The sequence below is a fragment of the Amycolatopsis dendrobii genome (assembly GCF_014145675.1).
GTDB classification, from domain to species: domain Bacteria; phylum Actinomycetota; class Actinomycetes; order Mycobacteriales; family Pseudonocardiaceae; genus Amycolatopsis; species Amycolatopsis dendrobii.
This window is the reverse complement of the sequence record NZ_JACGZW010000018.1, coordinates 115,033-131,385: the sequence shown is the minus strand read 5'-3', so window position 1 is coordinate 131,385 and position 16,353 is coordinate 115,033. Positions and strand designations below refer to the sequence as shown.

Below are 16,353 nucleotides of genomic sequence, written 5' to 3'. Positions count from 1 at the left end.
TCCGCTTGACCGAACCCTAAGTCTTCCCCAAGTCCGCCGACGGCGATTCCCGGCGGTCCTACACTCGGTGGATGAAGATCGTCCTATGGACCGCATTGTGCGGATTGTGCGCCGTCACCGGCCACGTGCTCCTGGGCGTCGTGGCAGGTTTCCTTCTGCTGGCTTGTGTTCCGCGCCGTCCCGCTCCGGGGCGGCCGGCACCCGAAAGAGAATTGATCAGCTCCCGCGGCTGACTTTCCGGGGAATTCTCGCGGAATTGCCGCCCGGCGGCCGGCGCTGCCTCCTCCCGGCCGCCGGAGTCCCGGAAATTGTCGGTGCCCCGCGGTACAACGGTGGCCGGCGAACAGGGAGGAAACGATGCATTACGTCGAACACGGTTCCGGCACGCCGGTGCTGGCCGTGCACGGCTGGATGCCGGACCACCGCCTGATGACCGGCTGTCTCGAGCCGGTCTTCGCGCGGCGGCCCGGATTCCGGCGGATTTACCCGGACCTGCCCGGGATGGGCGAGTCGCCCGCCGGATCCGCGCGCGGGTCGGACGACCTGGTCGCGGGGCTGGAAGACCTGGTGGACGACCTGATCGGGGACGAGCCGTTCCTGCTGGTCGGCGAGTCGTACGGCGGTTATCTGGCGCGCGGGCTCACCCGGGCGCGGCCCGCGCAGGTCGCCGGGCTGGCGCTGGTGTGCCCGGTCGGCCGCCCGGTGCCGGTGCTGGAGCGGGACGTGCCGGAGCACGAGGTGCTGCGCGCCGACCCGGAACTGCTGGCGGGTCTCGACCCGGCGGAGGCGGCGGAGTACGGGGAGATGGCCGTGGTCCAGTCCGAGGAGACGCTGGCCCGTTTCCGCGCGGACGTCGCGCCCGGCCTGGCGGCCGCCGACCGGGCCGCGCTGCAGCGGATGCTGGCAGGCTGGACGCTGTCGACCGATCCGGAAAGCGGCCCGGCGTACCGGAAACCGACGCTGATCGTGTGCGGCAGGCAGGACGCTTCCACGGGATTCGCGGAGCTGTACGGGTTGCTGGGGCACTATCCGCGGGCGAGCTACGCGGTGCTCGACCGGGCGGGGCACAACCTGCAGTTCGAGCAGCCGGTGCTGTTCGAGGCGCTGATGGAGGAATGGCTGGACCGGGTCGTGGAGGGGAGTGGTGCGGTGGAGTGAGGGGCGCGCGGGGTGTTCGCGGCGGGATGGCGGGCGCCCGGCTGTCTCGTGTGCGGCGGGTGGTGCCGCTTCGTGCGATGCGCGGCTTGGTGAGGTGCTGGGGCGGTGCCGGGCGAGCCGACGTGCGTGACTCGCCGTGCGACGGGTGCTGAGGTGCGGCTTGGCTCTTGCCTGCGCGGCAGGTAGTTCAGCGGTGCGCGGTTTGGCGAGGCGTTGGGCGAGGTGAGCCGCCGTGCGTGGTTCGCTGCGTGGTGGCGGGCGGGTGCTCGGTTGTTCCGTGCGGCGGCCTGCGCCGCGATGCACCGTCGGGCGAGCTGCCGTGCGTGGTTCGCCGTGCCATGGCGGCTGCCTGGTTGTTCCGTGTGGGGCAGGTGGTCCTGCGTCGCGCGATGCGCCGGTTGACGAGGCGTTGGGTCGGTGCTGGGCGAGGCCAGTCAACGTGCGTGGTTCGCTGTGCGGCGGTGGGTGCCTGGTTGTTCCGTGCGGGGCAGGCGGTTCCGCGCCGTGCGATACGCGGTTCGATGGGTGCCAGGTCGGTGCTGGGCAAGGCGAGCTGCCGTGCGTGGTTCGCCGTGCGACAGCAGTCGGCTGCTCAGCTGTCCATGTGCGGCATCAGGTCCTGTGCCGCGCGACGCACGGGCTGATGCGGCATTGGGACGGTGTCGGGCGAGGGCGAACTGCCCAGCACGGTTCGCTGTGCGGGCAACAGGCACCGCTCAGCGATTCCGTGTGCGGCAAGCAGTCCCGGCCGTCGTGCGTCGGTTGTCTGGCGCGGCGGTCGAGGCAGCCGAGGTGAGTCGCCGAGTGTTCACCGCAGCGTCGTTGTAGGGGGTGGCCCCGGGGGTTAGCGTCGGCGCGACTTCATTGCTGCGGAGGTAAGCCATGTCCACTGGGGAACTCAACCGGCGCAACCTGTTCCGGGCCGGAGGCGTCGTCGCGGCGGGCGCGGCGATGAGCATGGTGCCGGGCGTGTCGTTCGCGGCGCCCGCGCCCGGCGCCGGGCAGCAGACGAAGACCGTCACCGGCACCTTCCGCCCGGACGTGCCCGACTGGTACTACCTCCCGGTCGACGTGCCGCGCGGCGTGAAGCAGATCGACGTCGTCTACTCCTACGACAAGCCGTCGGTGCCCGCGGGAACGCGCGGAAACGCCTGCGACATCGGGATGTTCGGCCCGGAGGGGCACGAACTGGGCACCCGGCGCGGCTTCCGGGGCTGGTCCGGCGGCTTCCGCGACCGGTTCTCGATCAGTGCTGCCGAGGCGACTCCCGGGTACCTCGCCGGGCCGGTCACGCCCGGCCGCTGGCACGTGATCCTCGGTCCGTACACGGTCGCGCCGCAGGGGCTGAACTACCGCGTCGACGTGACGCTGACGTTCGGCCGCGACACCTCGAAGCCGTTCCAGCCGAACCCGGCGCCGGAGACCGCGCCCGCGCGCGACCGCGGCCGGTCCTGGTATCGCGGCGACTCCCACCTGCACACCGTCCACTCCGACGGCAAGCGCACGCCCGAGCAGCTGGTCGCGGACGCGCGGGCGGCCGGTCTGGACTTCATCGTGTCGACCGACCACAACACGTCCAGTTCGCAGCTGGTGTGGGGCGACTACGCCACCGAGGACCTGCTGATCCTGAACGGCGAGGAGGTCACCACGCGGTCCGGGCACTGGCCCGCGATCGGCGTCCCGGCGGGCACGTGGATCGACTGGCGCTACCGCGCTGCCGACCCGCGCGACTTCCGGCGGTTCACCGACCAGGTCCACCGGGCGGGCGGCCTGGTCACCGCCGCGCATCCGTTCGCGAACTGCTTCGGCTGCACGTACGAATTCGCGTACGAGATCGCCGACCTCGTCGAGGTCTGGAACGGGCCGTGGACCCCGGAGGACGAAGCGAGCGTCACGCACTGGGACGGCCTGCTGCGCGGCGGCCGGTGGATCCCGGCGATCGGCGATTCCGACGCGCACAACCCGGACCACACCGTGGCGCTTCCGCACACGGTCGTCCAGGCGGACCGGCTGGGCCGAGCCGAACTGCTCGCCGGGCTCAAGGCAGGCCGGTCGTGGCTCGCCGAATCGAAGGACGTGCAGCTCGGCTTCTCCGTCTCCGGCGCGGGCCGCACCGCGGGCATCGGCGGACGGCTCGTCGCGGGCATCGGCACGCCGGTCGAGGTGCGCGCGGTCGTTCGCGGAGTTCCCGGGACGACTGTGACCTTCCTCGATCAGCTTGGTCCGGAGCACAGCGAGACTGTCCCGGAGTCCGGCACCGCGACCGTCACGTGGACGACGTATCCGCGCTACAGCCGCTGGGTCCGCGTCGAGGTGCGGCGTCCGTCGGGCGGTCCGAAGACGACGACGCCGAACGCGATGGTCGCCATGTCGAACCCGATCTTCCTGGGCGCCGCCGACGCGGGCTGACCCGACCCGAGCGTCCCGCGACCGGAACGTCCGGGCAGACTGTGCACCTGAAGCGGGCAGTGGGGAAGGGCGGGCACGGGTGCGCGGGTGTGGCGTGCGAGCGGCGATCCTGGCGGTCGTCGTGGCGCTCGCGGCGGTGGTCGTCGTGGTGGTCATGTTTTCGAGCAGTGACGAGGTGAAGACCCCCGGCTGCACTGTCGCGTTGCCGAAGGGGCCGAACGACGCCTCCGCGCCGCAGTACACGCTTCAACCGGAGCCCATGAACAACGCCGCGATCATCGCCGCCGTCGGGATCAAGCAGGGGCTGCCCTCGCACGCGGTCACGGTCGCCCTCGCGACCGCCCTGCAAGAGTCGAAACTCCGCAACCTGAGCGGCGGCGACCGGGATTCGATCGGCCTGTTCCAGCAGCGCCCGAGCCAAGGCTGGGGCACTCCCGACCAGCTCCAGGACCCGGTCTACTCGGCGACGGAGTTCTACAAGAAGCTCGCGAAACTCGACAACTGGCAGACGATTCCGATCACCGAGGCCGCGCAGGCTGTGCAGCGCTCCGGCGCGCCCGACGCGTACGCGCAGTGGGAAGAGGAAGCCACCGCGCTGACCGGGGCGCTGACGGGCACCTACCCCGCGGCGTTGACCTGCCGGAACCTGACCCTGAACCCGCCCGCGAACCTGGTGACAGTCGCGAACGCAGAACTCGGCACGGCGCGTTTGAGCGGCGCCCACCCGGCCGCGGAGGGCTGGCGGATCGCTAGCTGGCTCGTGGCGCGCGCGGCGAAGCTGGGGGTGGACCGGGTGAGTTTCGCCGGTCAGACGTGGACCGCGGAGTCCGGTGCGTGGGCTGCGGACGAGAAGGCGGGACAGAATCTCTCGCTGCATCAAGCACCGGTTGCGCCGCCTAGCTCCAGCTGAATTCGCGGGTCCGGCGTCCCGTTCGGGAAACCTGCGCAGTGCACGCGCGAACGCACTGGTCTCCATCGGAGAGGGGTGCGCGGTTGCGGCACAACGGCGCCCGTCGCCTGCTGCCCACAGCGCTGCTGCCGCCGTTCGCGAGCGCATCCCGCGTTGCCTCGTTTCCGCGCGAAATCGATGCCGCTTTCGACGGATTCGACGAAGCGGCCACCGTGTCGCGGGACTTGCCGAAGCCGCGCGCTAGTGAAGCTGTTCCGCGCGTCGCGTCCGAAGCCGCCGACGCGGGCGACGCCGACGATTCAGCACTCGCGGTCCGATCGCGCCGCCATGCTGGTCGAATCCGCGTCTCCGATTCTTTTTCCGGCCGGATTCGCCGGACGGGCGCACGCGTCGCGGCGATTTCTTCATAATGGAATAATCAAGGCCGAACCATGCCGGATAATCATCCGTTGACAGTCGCGATTCTCCTGCCCTAGGGTCGATACTGCTTGATATGGGGACGGGCGCCGCGGAAAGATCCCGGCGAGGGTTCGCATTTAGTTTTTGCTGTGCCGGCAGCTGCTGTTCGGTATCGTCGCCGACGAGTTGGTTTCCGTGCGCCCACCCGTCTCCTGGGTTATGCGGAGAAACTCTGCTGGAAAATACATAAAGGAAAGGTGTGCCGAAAAATGACCAAGAACCGTAAACCGAGGAGGATTTCGGCTCGGCTGGCCGTGCTCGCCGGGGCGTCGCTCGCTGTGGTGCTGGGCGTTCTCGGCGGGGCCTCCGCGGCGGGCGCCGCGGAGGCCCCGGGCGCGCAGGGGGAGACGCGGCTCGGGATGCACGCGGTGGACTTCGACGCGGCGGTCGCCAAGGCACACGGCTACCGGATCGTCACTTATGCCAACGGCGACCGGCAGTCGGTTCCGATCGACCCCCGGTCGAACCTGCCCAAGAGCGTCATCGTGCACCCGCAGCCGGCAGCCCCGTCCGGCGGGAGCGCGAGACCCGCGGCCGCCAACACGGACTACGCCGAGGTGTGGGGCAACTGCGGCCGCTCCTGGATTCGCGTCAGCCAGACCGGAACCAACCAGGTCGCGGTCGCCAGCGGGTTCAGCAACACGCCCGCGAAAGCCTTCTTCTGGTCCTGGGACGTCTCGCTCAGCGACCGGAACGGAACGTCCCACCAGACCTACAGCGGAGCGATTTTCGATGACAAGGCGGCGCGTATCTGGACCGGTTTGAACCAGTTCGGCTACACCTTCGACCGCGTGCACAACGGCGGCGCGACGCTGATCGACGGCACTATTTGCCACTCCGGACATCCCAGTGTCTCGATCTACCTCTGAATTCTGCGGCCAGCGAGTTCCCCGGGGATTCCCGGGGAACTTTCCGTTTTCCGGACGGCCGCGTTTTCCGGTTTCGACCGGCGTCGCCGGGGCTGCTAGAATCGCTGGCATGGATGCCGCTTCCTGGCAGGGGCCGCCCAGGGAAGTCCTGGGGCAGATAGTGCCGATCCAGCAGTTCGTCGCCCGGACTGACCGCGTCGCGGCCGCGCTGCATTACGCGGTCGCTTTCCCGGAGGGCTGCCTGCTCGCTTTGCACCTGGCGATACGGCGAGGCTCGCTGGACGATCCGGCGTGGGAAAGCGTGGCCGGAAACGATTTCGACTACGTTTCCGGTCCTCAGCCGGGTGCCGGGGGCTTGAAAGTGGGCGTTCGCTTTCCCGGCGGTTCGAGGGCGACCACAGTCGAACACGCTTTTCCCGGCTGGGCTCATCCCACCGACCGGCCGGAGGGCCCGATGCTCGTCGAGGCCGGGGGCGACGCTGCGAGCAGCGACCAGTACTACGACCGCCATCAGCGGCTCTGGCTCTGGCCGCTCCCGCCGCCGGGCCCCTTTGAATTCGTCGCGGAGTGGCCGGACCTGGGCATCGACCTCACCTCCGTCACCCTCGACGGAAACGCCGTCGTTCGCGCGGCAGAGCACGCAGTGCCGCTCTGGGGCTGACGACCGCGAGCATCGCCGACTGTCGCTGAGAAACCTCGTTTCGTGCCCGGGGCTGTCCGGACGCTGCCGGATGGTGCTTTCGGCGCTGGTCCACACCCCTGGCGGCGACGGCACTTGTCGCAGCGCGGGGAGTTCAGAGTGGCGCGGTTGATCGGCCGCCGAGCACGACCTCCGCACTGCCGGTTTCCGGCCTTCGCTGTCGAAGGCGGAAGCACGACCTGACGTGACCGTCGCGGTTCCCGGGCGGCTCTGGCGTCTCCCGCGGCAGGCAGCTCCGCAAGACGAGCGTCGGGACACACACAGCCCTCTGCCCGGTGACGTGTCGGTACTGCTGTCCTCGAATAACTTCGCCGGGCTGCCTCGGGCCGGTGAGAGTCTGTTTTTCGTCCTCCCGAAGCACGACCGGGTGCCGAGGGTGCTTCCTGTTGCGGAATGCGCTGGCGGCCGGAACCGGACACGGCGGTGTCCCGCTGTTGCGGGGCGTCCGCGGAGAAGCAGTAGTTGCAGGGCTGGTTGTCGCGCAGTCGTGGAATCGCCGGTCACTCCGCCTGGTGCAAGGCTGCTCGCGGCGTTAGTTCACCTGATCGCCGAGTTGTAGAGCTGCGCGATGTCGTCGTCGAAGTAGGCGCTGTAGGAGACGTCCGGGGTGGCGCCGCCGGTTTGGTAGCCGCCGATCGTGCCGATGACGGTGCCGGTTCCGGTGGTCGGGTCCTGGTTGACGACCCAGGGGCCGCCGCTGGTGCCGTCGGGGAAGCCGGGGCAGGCGACGCGTTGCTGGTAGGTGTCGGACTGGGTCGTGGTGCCCGTGCAGACGACGGGTTGCTCGGTGCCGTCGGGGTAGCCGGTGAGGGTGATCGTGTGCGAGAAGCCTTGGTTGACGCCGAGCTGGTTGGCTCCGGTGAGGCTTTCGAGGCTCGCGGAGCCGGGCTGGGCGACCTTGAGGAACGCGAAGTCGAGGTCCTGGTCGGACGAGGATTTCCACCCGTCGGCGACGATCGCGGCGGTGACCTGCCAGGTGCCGTAAGGGGCGATGCCGTCGTGGTAGCCGGGTTTGAAAGTGATGCCGGAGACGTCGCCGCTGACGCAGTGCGCGGCGGTGAGGAGCAGGTCGCCGGCGGGGCTGTGCACCACGCTGGCTGAGCAGAAGTGGTTGCCGCCGGAGAACAACGCGCCGACCGCCGGGCTGGCCGTCGCGGCCGCCGGGGTGCTGGACGAGGTGTTCGTTCCGGTGCCGCGCGAAGCGTCGCCGGCCGAAACGGCGGGGGTGCTGCTGGAAGAGGTGCTCGTCCCGGTACCGCGGGCATCACCGCCGGTCGAAACGGCCGGGGTGCCCGCGCCGCTCGGCTGGACGGCCGGGCCGGTGACGTCAGCGGTGTCGACGACGGCGTTGGCACCGCCGGTCGCGACGATCGCGGCCGCCGCGCAGACGATCAGCGCTGTCCGGGAAACGTTGACTCTCACGCTTCAAGATGACCACGCCGACGCCCGGCAGGCATCCCGTGCGGGCGGATGCACAGCAACCTCACAGCGCTCGCACATCGGCTCACAGCAGGGGGATTCGGGCTGCGGAGGCTGGGATTTTCCACCCTCGCGGGGGTGGGTGCGCGGGTGATCGGCGGGTTCGAGACCGGCCTTTCCGGTGCCTCGCATCGCCTCGGGGGCGGGGCGCCAGGAGGTGATGTTTGCCCTCCGCGTTGGGTCCGGGCGGTGGGCGCTGGGAGGTGATGTCTGTCGTTCTCGTCGGTGTCGGGGGCGGGGTGCCAGGAGGTGATGTTTGCCCTCCGCGTCGGTTCCGGGTGGTGGGCGCGGGGAGGCGATGTCTGTCGTTCCTGTCGGTGTCGGCGGCGGAGTGCCAGGAGGTGACGTCCGCCCCTCGCACAGGCACTGGGCAGGCGTGGCTGGCGAGTCTGGGGGATTGGTCGGTCAGGCGGACAGCAACGCAGGACGCGGCCGGGCTGGGCTCGGGGCCGTCCCCGTTCGCGGGCGTGACTGGCCAGCCCGGGGACTAGCCAGTCAGGGAGGCAGCTTGCGCGCCGCTGCGTGGCTGAGCAGCCTGCGGCCGTCCGTGTTCGCGGGCGTGACCGGCCAGCCTGGGGGACTGGCCGGTCACCTGCCTGCTGCGCAGGCAGCCCGCGGGACGCCGCCTGGCCGAGCCGCAGTCGTCCGCGTTTGCTGCGCCTCCGCGGCTAGCCTCGGAGAGTTGGCTCGGGAGCGCTTCTTGCGCGGCCCTCCCGAGTTGTCTCTCCGAGCCAAGCTCTGGCCGTCCGCGTTGGCGGGCAAGTGTTTGGCCGACACGGCCGCTTGCCGGACGAAGGCAGCGCTCACTGATCGGCGACGTCGCCGAGGCGGCCATGGCCAGTGTCAGGCCATGGCGTCCTCGGCGGGTGCCGTCTCCGGGGCAGAGCCGGCCTGTGTCGAGTCATCGAGGTGGTGCCGGCCCGGTCGTTGGCCACCGACCGGACCGGCACCAGACGGCCCGCCACTGCGATCCGCCGAAGTCGAGCGCCCTCGTCTACTGAGGCAACTGCGCCTCCGAGCCGAAGCGGGTCACTCGAGTGCCGCGGAGCGTCATCGTCACTCACCCGCCGGAGGGGTGTGGGTCACCAGCAGGGTGACGCCTGCTTCTCCGTCGCAGTCGACCATCACCGGGCCGACTCCGTTGCCGATCTTCGTCGTCAGTTTGGCTGTTGCCTTGAAGGCGTCCGGGTTCGCGTCGACGATCTTGACCTCCTTGAGGACCTGGTGGCCGGGGTAGCCGCCGATCACCTTTTTCAAGCCCTTTCCTCCGCCGCAGTTGCCGGTGATCGTGACGTCTCCGCCGGGGGCGGCGGGGTTCGGGTCGACCTTCACCGTCGCGCGGGCGCCCTCTGGGGGCTGTTCGGCGGCGGGCGGCTGGGCGGCAGCGGCAGCGACAGGTGCTGCGGCGGGAGCCGCTGGACGATCGCCGGTCGCTGCGGCCGCGACGCCGATCGTGCCGCCCGCGATGGCGGCTGCGGCGAGTGCCGTGCCTGCGACAAGGCGGCCACGGCGCAGGATCGAAGACTTGACTGACATTCGGTTTCCCTCCCTCGGTGTGTCCATTGAGGACACTTGCGGTTCACCCGTGCATGGGTTCGTCCGGGTAGTCGCCGCGACCCCCTCCCCAGGTTCTCTCCGGCGGGAAAAGTGACCGGCGTCACATCGGCGGAGAAAGGCTACGATAGCGGGAAATCCAACGCTGGCGGGGAGTTTTCGTGACAGTGGCCGGAGAAGCGCGCGAACGGCTGAGTCCTCGGGTCGCCAAGCAGGTGCGCGATCTGATCCTGACCGGCGCGGTCCGCGGCGGCGAGCGGCTGCGCACCGAGCATCTGGCGGAGCGGCTCGGCGTCAGCGCGACCCCGGTCCGCGAGGCGTTGATGGCGCTCGCGGGCGAGGGCATGGTGGATTTCCGTCCAGGGCGCGGATTCCGGGTGATCCCGGTGACGCGCCGGGACGTCGTCGACGTTTACGCGATGCAGGCCTACGTCTCGGGCGAACTGGCCGCGCGGGCGGCGGAAGCGTTCGATCCGGCGGGGCTGGCTCGGCTGGACGACCTCCAGCGCGAGATCGAGAAGACCGTGCGCGAGGGCGACCTCGACGCGACGGAGCGGGCCGATTTCGCGTTGCACCGCATGGTCAATCACGCGGCGGCCGCGCCGAAGTTCACGTGGATGCTGTCGTTGACGCTCAGGTACGTGCCGTTCTCGGCGTATGCGGACATCCCGGGCTGGCCGCTGCTGGCGCGAGACGACCACGACCGGGTGCTTGCCGCGTTGAACGAGCGCAAGCCGGACGCGGCGCGGGAGGCGATGGCGGCGCACATCCGCGAGGCGGGGGACCTGCTGGTCGACTTCCTCGCGGCGCAGGGCGTGCTCGCGGCGCACTAGACAGCCGGAGCGTTTTCTATAGAATCCGGCGAGGGAGTGAACCTAGGTCGAAGGAGACTCGGTGGCTGAGCGCGACGTGCTGTACATCGGCGGCGAATGGGTCCGTTCGGAGGGCGAAGTCTCGATCCCGGTGGAAAATCCGGCCACCGAGCAGGTCCAGGCGCACATCCCGGAGGGCACGGCCGCTGACGTGGACCGGGCGGTCCGGGCGGCGCGCGAGGCGTTTCCGGCGTGGGCGGCCACCAGCCGGGCGGACCGCCGCGAACTCCTGCGGAAGCTGCACGACGGTCTCGCCAAACGGGCGGAAGAGATCGGCGAGACGATCGCCAAGGACGTCGGCACGCCGTTGCGGATCGCGACCCGGATCCAGGCCGCGCTGCCGCAGACTGATGTGCAGACCTACGTCGATCTGCTCGGCCAGGACGAGCCGGAGGAGAAGGTCGGCAACTCGCTGATCGTGCGCGAGCCGGCGGGCGTGGTCGCGGCGATCACGCCGTGGAACTACCCGCTGCACCAGATCACCTGCAAGATCGCGCCCGCGCTGGCGGCGGGCTGCACGGTCGTGGTGAAGCCGAGCGAGGTCGCGCCGTTGAGCGCCTACCAGCTGTTCGACGCGATCCACGAGGCCGGTTTTCCGCCCGGCGTGGTCAATCTGGTCACCGGATACGGGCCGGAGGCCGGCGAGGCGCTGGCGGCGCATCCGGAGGTCGACGTGGTGTCGTTCACCGGTTCGGTGCGCGCCGGAACGCGGGTCGCGGAGCTGGCGGCGCGCACGGTCAAGCGTGTCACGCTGGAGCTGGGCGGCAAGTCCGCCAACGTGATCCTCGGCGACGCGGACCTGGCGACCGCGGTCAAGGTCGGCGTCTCCAACGCGTTTCTCAACGGCGGCCAGACCTGCACGGCGTGGACGCGCATGCTCGTCCCGCGCGAGAAGCACGACGAAGCGGCGGCGCTCGCGAAGACGTTCGCCGAAGGGTTCACGACGGGCGATCCGCTGGACCCCAAGACCAAGCTCGGCCCGCTGGTGAGCGCGGCGCAGCGCGACCGCGTGCGCGGCTACATCGAAAAGGGCATCGCCGAGGGCGCGACTCTCGTGACGGGCGGCATCGAAGCTCCTGCGGACACAGGCTACTTCGTCGCACCGACAGTTTTCGCGGGCGTGGACCCGGATTCGACGATCGCGCAGGAGGAAATCTTCGGCCCGGTGCTGTCGATCATCCCGTTCGACGACGAGGACGACGCGCTCCGGATCGCCAACAACTCCCGCTACGGCCTGCACGGCGCGGTGTGGTCGGCCGACCAGGACCGGGCGCTCGCCTTCGCGCGCAAGGTCCGGACCGGGCAGATCGACGTGAACGGCGGGGCCTTCAACCCGCTGGCCCCGTTCGGCGGCTACAAGCAGTCCGGTCTCGGCCGCGAAATGGGCCGGGCCGCGCTGGACGAGTTCACCGAGCTCAAATCCATCCAGCTCTAGCACGATCCGAAGGAGAAGACACCGTGGTCAAAGCCGTGGTCGTGCGCGAGCAGGGCGGGCGTCCGGAAGTCTGCGACATCGTGCTGCCGCCGGTCGGGCCTGCCGACGTGCGGGTGCGGGTCGCGGCCGCCGGGGTGTGCCATTCCGATCTGTCCATGGTGGACGGAACGCTGCGTCCGCAGTACCCGTTCGTGCCGGGGCACGAGGCGTCCGGCGTCGTGGCGGAGGTCGGCAGCGAAGTGACGCACGTGCGCCCGGGGGACCGGGTGGTGCTCAACTGGGCCGCCGCGTGCCGGGAATGCTGGTTCTGCCGGGCCGGGGAACCGTCGTTGTGTTCGGCGATCGAGGGCGTCACCACGGTGCCGCGCGGGGAGCTGGACGGTCAGCCGCTCAACGTTTTGCTTGGCGTCGGCGGGTTCGCGGAGGAAACAGTGCTGCCCGGGCACTCCGTCGTACCGCTGCCGGACGGCGTGCCGCTCGATCTGGCCGCGTTGATGGGCTGCGCGGTGCTCACCGGGGTCGGCGCGGTGCGCAACACCGCGAAGGTCCGAAAAGGACAGAGCGTGCTCGTGCTCGGGCTCGGCGGGATCGGGTTGTGCGTGGTGCTCGGGGCGAAGCTCGCGGGCGCCGGGCAGATCGTCGCGGCCGACCTGTCGCCGGAGAAGGAAGCGCTCGCCCGCGCGGCCGGCGCGACGGATTTCCTGGTGAGCGACGACAAACTCGCCAAGCAGGTGCGCGGGCTCACCGAGGGGCGCGGCGCGGACCACGCCTTCGAATGCGTCGGCGCGGCGGCCACGATCCGCGCCGCGTGGAGTTCGGTGCGCCGCGGCGGGCACTGCACGGTGGTCGGGGTCGGGCGGAAGGACCAGCAGGTCGTGCTGAACCCGCTGGAAATCTTCCACTTCGCCCGCACGCTCACCAGCACCGTCTACGGCGCTTCCGATCCGGATCGCGACATCCCGGTGCTCGCCGACGAGGTCCGTTCGGGCGCGCTGGACCTGGAAACCCTGGTGACGCACCGGATTTCGCTCGACGAGACGGGCGAGGCGTTCGACCGGATGCGCCGCGGCGAGGGCGCCCGCTCGCTGATCCGGATCGGCGGCTGACGGGCCGATCCGGATCGGCCCGGGATCAGTCCGCCACGTCCAGCGCGGCCTGGATGATGCTGTCGGTGTCGATGCCGTGGTGCCGGTACACGCTCTCCAGATCGCCCGACTGCCCGAACCGCGTCACGCCCAGGTGCGCCGCCCGCACGCGGTGGACGTTCGCCAGGAACGCCAGCGTGTGCGGGTGCCCGTCCAGCACCGTCACCATCGGCGCGGACCGCTCGGACGGCAGCGCCGACTCCAGGATCCACGTGTCGGCCGTATCCTGCCCCGCCCGCGCTTGCCCGGCGCGGAACAGCAGGCCGGGGCTCGTCACGCACACGACGTCGGCGTGTTTGCCCAGCGCGTCGAGGCGGTCGGCGGCTTCCAGCGCCTCGGTGACCATCGCGCCCATCGCCACCAGCGTGACGTCCGGGCGCGCCACCGCGGCGGTGCGGATCGGGTACGCGCCAGCGACGACCTGGCGGCGGCGGCGTTCCCGCGCGGCCGGATCGGACGGCACCGCGGCCAGGCTCTGGTCCACGGGGCGGGTCGACAGGCGCAGGTAAGCGGAGGTTCCGTCGGGACGGCCGAGCCGCGAAAGGGAAGCCAGCAGGGTCCACTCGACGTCCAGGGCGAACGCGGGTTCGTACGTCACGCAACCCGGCTGCTCCAGCCCGACCGACGGCGTGGTCACCGACTGGTGCGCGCCGCCCTCGGGCGCGAGCGTGACGCCGGACGGCGTACCGACCAAAATGGACTGCCCGCCGCCGTAGATGCCGAACGACCACGGTTCCAGCGCGCGCTCCACGAAGGGGTCGTAAAGCACCCCGATCGGCAGCAGCGGACGGCCCCAGCGCGACCACGTCGTGCCCAGTTCGCCGAGCGCGCTCACCAGGTTCACCTCGGCGATGCCCAGTTCCAGATGCTGTCCGCTGGGCCGTTCGCGCCAGTGCAGGATCGTTTCCGGGTCGTCGGCGAACCAGTCGACGCGTTCCTGCGGCGACCACACGCCGACCTTGTTGACCCAGCCGCCCAGGTTGGTGCTGGACGAGACGTCCGGGCACAGCGTCACCACGAGTTCCGCGGCCTCGGGTGCCTCGCGGGTCAGGTCGAGCAGCGCGCGGCCGAGCGCGGCCTGCGTGGTGGTGCGACCCGACGGCGTGCGGCCGATGTCGGACGGCAGGACCGGAACCGGTTGCAGCTCAACGGGTTCCCGTTCCAGACGGGCTGCGGTCGAAGCGCACAGCTGCGCGGCCGCGGAGCCCTCGGGGAACTTCTGCCACGGGTTGTCCGGCGAGATTCCGACGCGCTCGGCCAGCGAACCCAGCTGTTCGGCGGTCAGCAGCGACGAGTGGTTCTGCGGGTGCCCTTCGCTGGCGAGGCCGAATCCCTTGACGGTGTAAGCGAAAACGACGGTCGGCCGGTGGTCGTCGATGGCGTCGAAGGTGTCCAGCAGCGCGGACAGGTCATGGCCGCCGAGGTTGCGGATCGCGGCGTGCAGCGTCTCGTCGTCGAGGGTGTCCAGCAGCGGAGCCAGTTCCGGCGCCGTCAGGCGTTCGCGCAGCTGGGCCGGGGTACAGCGGAGCAGCCGCTGGTACTCCGGGTTCGGCATCTCGTCGATGCGCCGGCGCAGCGCCGCGCCGCCCGGCCGTTCGAACAGTTCCTGCAGCAGCCGGCCGTACTTCACGGTCAGCACCTGCCAGCCGGCCGCCTCGAACATGCCCTGCAGCCGGGTCGCGCCGATGTTCGGGACCACGCGGTCGAGCGACTGCCGGTTCAGGTCGACGATCCACACGACCTCGCCCAGTTCCGCCACGTTCGGGTCGAGGACGGCTTCCCAGCACGCGCCCTCGTCCAGTTCCGCGTCGCCGACCAGCGAGTACTGCCGTCCGGTGCCCGCGCCGCCGCCGTGCGATTCGACGTAACGCCGCGCCAGCGCGCCCCAGATCGGGGCGGTCGCGCCGATGCCGACCGAACCGGTGGAGTAGTCGACCTGGTCGGGATCCTTCGAACGCGACGGGTAGCTCTGCAGCCCGCCGAACTCGCGCAGCGTCGTCAGGTACTTCTCGTCGAGGTCGCCGAGCAGGTAGTTGATCGCGTGCAGCACGGGGGAGGCGTGCGGTTTGACCGAAACCCGGTCCTGCGCGCGCAGCCGGGCGAACCACAGCGCGGTCATGATCGACACCATCGAGGCGCTGGACGCCTGGTGCCCGCCGACCTTGAGCCCGGTCGGATTGGGCCGCACCCGGTTCGCGTGGTCGATGATCGCGGCCGACAGCCACAGCACCCGGTCCTGCACCTCGCGCAGGACGGTCACCGTGTCGTTGTCCGGAAGGCGTTCGGGGGCGGCGCTGCTCACGAAGGATCGGACCTTTCTTGGGCGGAAAGTTCAGGCCAGTCCAGCAGAGCTGGGTAGGGTGCACAACAAGCGCGTTCAACATTGCGCAGAACGCCCAAGCCGGCACCGCACGGTGCGGAGAGGATTGCGCAGCATGCCCAGCACTCAGCGGCTCGACGCCACCGACGCCCGGATCCTGCTCGCGCTCGGCCGCACCCCGCGCGCCACGGCGGTCGCGCTCGCCGACGAACTGGGCCTGTCCCGCAACACCGTGCAAAGCAGGCTCGCCCGGCTCGAACAGGGCGACGCGCTGCGCTCGGCCGAACACCGGATCGACCCGGCCGCGCTCGGCTACCCGCTCACCGCGTTCGTCACGGTGCAGGCCCGGCAGCGATTGCTGGACGAGGTCGGCCGCGCGCTCGCCGCGGTGCCGGAAGTGCTGCAGGTGCGCGGGTTGACCGGCGCGCAGGACCTTCTGGTGCACGTCGTGGCGACCGACGCGGACGACCTGTACCGGATCGCCGGGGAAATCCTGGAAATCCCCGGCGTCGAGCGCACCAACAACGCGCTCGTCATGCGCGAGATGGTGCCCTACCGGCTCACTCCGCTGCTCGAGCGCGCCGCGCGCCGCTGAGGGTCACGTCCGGTCGCCGGCCAAGGGCTCGCGGCGGCGCTGCAGCATGGTCCGGTGCGCCCAGACCAGCAGCGGCGCGGCGACCAGGCCCCACAGGAACCAGCCGGTGTCGCCCGCCATCAGGCCGAAGACGAGCATCATCGCGGCGGTGACCTCGGCGAGCACGAGGATCTTCTGCCATCGCCGGGTCTGCACCGGCGGCACGCCTTGGCTCAGCGTCGCGGCGAACACGGGGTCGCTCGCGGCGAGTTCCTCTTCGATCTTCCGCAGGGCGCTGCGGTCGCGATGGGGCAGCATGATCCCCTCCTCGGGCAGGACGGGCCGGTGATCGCTCAAGTACCAGTGGAGTACCCGGCCGGGGGCGCCGTCAAGCCCGGGTTTTCGCAGGAATAATCGCCCGTGCCCGCGGGTCGTTGCAAACTGAAACACGTTCTAATAACGTGCCGGG

At 70.5% G+C, this 16,353-nt stretch carries 14 protein-coding genes; 10 read left to right on the top strand and 4 right to left on the bottom strand.

What is annotated here, in order from left to right; translation table 11 throughout:
* Positions 1 to 357: 357 nt before the first annotated feature.
* The 6 genes from H4281_RS39605 to H4281_RS39580 all read left to right on the top strand — a co-directional run bounded on the left by H4281_RS39605 (position 358) and on the right by H4281_RS39580 (position 6,466).
* Complete coding sequence (locus H4281_RS39605; RefSeq protein ID WP_182895970.1) at positions 358 to 1,158, top strand: alpha/beta fold hydrolase; 801 nt, start codon at positions 358 to 360, stop codon at positions 1,156 to 1,158.
* Between the two features lie 882 nt (positions 1,159 to 2,040).
* Complete coding sequence (locus H4281_RS39600; RefSeq protein WP_182895969.1) at positions 2,041 to 3,567, top strand: CehA/McbA family metallohydrolase; 1,527 nt, start codon at positions 2,041 to 2,043, stop codon at positions 3,565 to 3,567.
* Between the two features lie 94 nt (positions 3,568 to 3,661).
* The gene (locus H4281_RS39595) at positions 3,662 to 4,477 is read left to right on the top strand and encodes a hypothetical protein (RefSeq protein ID WP_182895968.1); all 816 of its coding nucleotides are present in this window, start codon (positions 3,662 to 3,664) and stop codon (positions 4,475 to 4,477) included.
* 83 nt (positions 4,478 to 4,560) lie between these two features.
* Positions 4,561 to 4,887 (top strand): hypothetical protein, encoded by a 327-nt coding sequence (locus tag H4281_RS39590; RefSeq protein ID WP_182895967.1) that lies wholly within the window; start codon positions 4,561 to 4,563, stop codon positions 4,885 to 4,887.
* A gap of 258 nt (positions 4,888 to 5,145) precedes the next feature.
* Positions 5,146 to 5,805, top strand: a complete 660-nt coding sequence (locus tag H4281_RS39585; protein WP_182895966.1) for a hypothetical protein — start codon at positions 5,146 to 5,148, stop codon at positions 5,803 to 5,805.
* A 109-nt stretch (positions 5,806 to 5,914) separates the two neighbouring features.
* Positions 5,915 to 6,466, top strand: coding sequence for a hypothetical protein (locus H4281_RS39580; protein ID WP_220508522.1), 552 nt, complete (start codon positions 5,915 to 5,917; stop codon positions 6,464 to 6,466).
* A gap of 576 nt (positions 6,467 to 7,042) precedes the next feature.
* Here H4281_RS39580 and H4281_RS39575 read toward each other — a convergent pair.
* Complete coding sequence (locus H4281_RS39575) at positions 7,043 to 7,927, bottom strand: trypsin-like serine peptidase (RefSeq protein ID WP_312872267.1); 885 nt, start codon at positions 7,925 to 7,927, stop codon at positions 7,043 to 7,045.
* A 1,113-nt stretch (positions 7,928 to 9,040) separates the two neighbouring features.
* Entirely contained in the window at positions 9,041 to 9,520 is a 480-nt protein-coding gene (locus H4281_RS39570; protein WP_182895965.1) for a hypothetical protein, read from the bottom strand.
* A 179-nt stretch (positions 9,521 to 9,699) separates the two neighbouring features.
* Between H4281_RS39570 and H4281_RS39565 the strand changes: the two genes are divergently transcribed.
* The 3 genes from H4281_RS39565 to H4281_RS39555 all read left to right on the top strand — a co-directional run bounded on the left by H4281_RS39565 (position 9,700) and on the right by H4281_RS39555 (position 12,951).
* A complete protein-coding gene (locus tag H4281_RS39565; RefSeq protein WP_182895964.1) occupies positions 9,700 to 10,371 on the top strand; it encodes a GntR family transcriptional regulator in 672 nt (223 codons plus the stop codon).
* A 61-nt stretch (positions 10,372 to 10,432) separates the two neighbouring features.
* Positions 10,433 to 11,845: an aldehyde dehydrogenase family protein gene (locus H4281_RS39560; protein WP_182895963.1), complete on the top strand. Its 1,413-nt coding sequence runs from the start codon at positions 10,433 to 10,435 to the stop codon at positions 11,843 to 11,845.
* Positions 11,846 to 11,868: 23 nt separating this feature from the next.
* The gene (locus H4281_RS39555) at positions 11,869 to 12,951 is read left to right on the top strand and encodes an alcohol dehydrogenase catalytic domain-containing protein (RefSeq protein ID WP_182895962.1); all 1,083 of its coding nucleotides are present in this window, start codon (positions 11,869 to 11,871) and stop codon (positions 12,949 to 12,951) included.
* Positions 12,952 to 12,976: 25 nt separating this feature from the next.
* On the opposite strand, the gene H4281_RS39550 is transcribed toward H4281_RS39555, so the two are convergent.
* On the bottom strand, positions 12,977 to 15,292 hold the full coding sequence (locus tag H4281_RS39550; protein WP_182895961.1) for a transketolase-like TK C-terminal-containing protein: 2,316 nt from the start codon (positions 15,290 to 15,292) through the stop codon (positions 12,977 to 12,979).
* 133 nt (positions 15,293 to 15,425) lie between these two features.
* On the opposite strand from H4281_RS39550, the gene H4281_RS39545 reads away from it, so the two are divergent.
* A complete protein-coding gene (locus tag H4281_RS39545; RefSeq protein ID WP_182895960.1) occupies positions 15,426 to 15,905 on the top strand; it encodes an Lrp/AsnC family transcriptional regulator in 480 nt (159 codons plus the stop codon).
* 3 nt (positions 15,906 to 15,908) lie between these two features.
* Here the strand turns inward: H4281_RS39545 and H4281_RS39540 are convergent, their stop codons facing one another.
* On the bottom strand, positions 15,909 to 16,202 hold the full coding sequence (locus tag H4281_RS39540; protein WP_182895959.1) for a DUF3040 domain-containing protein: 294 nt from the start codon (positions 16,200 to 16,202) through the stop codon (positions 15,909 to 15,911).
* Between the last annotated feature and the right edge of the window lie 151 nt (positions 16,203 to 16,353).

Bases quoted from the DNA above. Each gene is read 5' to 3' on its own strand.
- H4281_RS39570 (WP_182895965.1), bottom strand. From the start codon at position 9,520: ATGTCAGTCAAGTCTTCGATCCTGCGCCGTGGCCGCCTTGTCGCAGGC.
- H4281_RS39600 (WP_182895969.1), top strand. From the start codon at position 2,041: ATGTCCACTGGGGAACTCAACCGGCGCAACCTGTTCCGGGCCGGAGGC.
- H4281_RS39540 (WP_182895959.1), bottom strand. From the start codon at position 16,202: ATGCTGCCCCATCGCGACCGCAGCGCCCTGCGGAAGATCGAAGAGGAA.
- H4281_RS39580 (WP_220508522.1), top strand. From the start codon at position 5,915: ATGGATGCCGCTTCCTGGCAGGGGCCGCCCAGGGAAGTCCTGGGGCAG.
- H4281_RS39605 (WP_182895970.1), top strand. From the start codon at position 358: ATGCATTACGTCGAACACGGTTCCGGCACGCCGGTGCTGGCCGTGCAC.
- H4281_RS39545 (WP_182895960.1), top strand. From the start codon at position 15,426: ATGCCCAGCACTCAGCGGCTCGACGCCACCGACGCCCGGATCCTGCTC.
- H4281_RS39585 (WP_182895966.1), top strand. From the start codon at position 5,146: ATGACCAAGAACCGTAAACCGAGGAGGATTTCGGCTCGGCTGGCCGTG.